Below are 1,762 nucleotides of genomic sequence, written 5' to 3' on the forward strand. Positions count from 1 at the left end.
CTCCGACCTGGCCCGGGACGCCAACTTCCTCATGCGCTTCCGCCGGGAGGCGCAGTCGGCAGCCGGCCTCAACCACCCCGCGATCGTCGCCATCTTCGACTCTGGCGAGGACGACAGCACGGTCGAGGGCCCGGGCGGCACGCGGACGACGCTGCCCTACATCGTCATGGAGTACGTCGACGGGCAGACGCTGCGCCAGAAGCTGACCGAGCACCAGCAGCTCGAGCCGGCCGAGGCCATCCGGATCACCGAGGGCATCCTCGACGCCCTCGCCTACAGCCACCGGATGGGCATCGTCCACCGCGACATCAAGCCGGCCAACGTGATGATCACGAGCAACGGCCACGTCAAGGTCATGGACTTCGGCATCGCCCGGGCCATCGCCGACACCGCCGCGACGATGACGCAGTCCCAGTCGGTCGTCGGCACGGCGCAGTACCTCTCGCCCGAGCAGGCGCAGGGCCAGACCGTCGACGAGCGCTCCGACCTCTACTCGACCGGCTGCCTCCTCTTCGAGCTGCTCGCGGGACGTCCGCCGTTCACCGGTGACTCCGCCGTCGCGATCGCCTACCAGCACGTGGGCGAGCTGCCCCAGCCGCCGAGCGTGTGGAACTCCGCCGTGGGCGGTGACCTCGACGCCGTGACGCTGCACGCGCTCGCCAAGGACCGCGAGGCCCGCTACCAGGACGCGACCGCCTTCCGCGACGACCTCGAGAACGTCCGGCTGGGTCGGCGGATCAGCGCGGCCGCGCTCGGCACCGCCGCAGCCGTCGGCGCCGCCGCCACGCAGACCCTCCCGCAGGCGTATGCCGTCGCGGGCAGTCCCACGGCCGTCCAGCGCCCCGTCGGCCCCCCGCGCTACGGCAACACGGCGGGCCTGCCCGCCGTCGGCTACGCCGAGGACGAGGAGCGGGAGAAGAAGGGCGGCAAGGGCAGGGCCGCCCTCATCACCGCGCTCGTCATCGCGCTGCTCGCCCTCGTCGGCTGGGGCGCCGTGACGTGGTTCGGCAACCAGACGCCCGCCGTCACGATGGTGACCGTTCCCGCGATCGAGGGCATGAAGGACGACGTCGCGGCCCGCACCCTCGCCACGAACGGCCTACGCGGCGAGAAGACCCCGGCTGCGAGCACGACCGTCGCCGAGGGCGACGTCATCAGCCAGGACCCCGGGTCCGGGGCGAAGGTGCCCGAGAACAGCACGGTCAAGTACGTCGTCTCCTCCGGGCCCGACACCCTCACCGTCCCCGACGTCACCGGCTTCGACAAGGACACCGCGCGCGCGGAGCTGACCAAGCAGGGCTTCGTCGTGTCCGGGTTCCAGGAGGTCAACACCCCCGACCAGGGCAAGGACAAGGTCACCAAGACCGACCCGGCCGCGCAGGCGGTCGTCGCCAAGGGCTCGAAGGTCCGCATCTTCTACGCCACCGGCAACGTCAAGGTGCCCGACAACCTCGTCGGCCAGGACTGGGCCCTCGCCGCGGTGGCCCTCCAGAACGCCGGGCTCTCCCCTCGCAAGGAAGCCGTCGACTCGCAGCAGACCCCGGACGAGGTGCTGTCGGTCGACCGCGCCGGCGACGTCGTCAAGATGGGCACGTCCATCACGGTCAAGGTGGCGCGCACGCCCGTCCCGCCGCCGGTGACGGTGGTGCCGACGCCCACGCCGACCACCTCGACGACGACGACCGCGCCCCCCACCTCACCGACGCCGCCGCCGACACCCTGACGCAGCGACACGGCATACGCCCCGAGGCGGCGGCACACG

General features: G+C 72.1%; 1 protein-coding gene. It reads left to right on the top strand.

What is annotated here, in order from left to right; genetic code table 11:
• On the top strand, positions 1 to 1,723 hold a 1,723-nt coding region (gene pknB / locus ABD194_RS19895; protein WP_343994741.1), incomplete at its 5' end, for a Stk1 family PASTA domain-containing Ser/Thr kinase.
• Positions 1,724 to 1,762 lie beyond the last annotated feature (39 nt).

The organism is Terrabacter terrae (assembly GCF_039529575.1).
Lineage (GTDB): Bacteria > Actinomycetota > Actinomycetes > Actinomycetales > Dermatophilaceae > Terrabacter > Terrabacter terrae.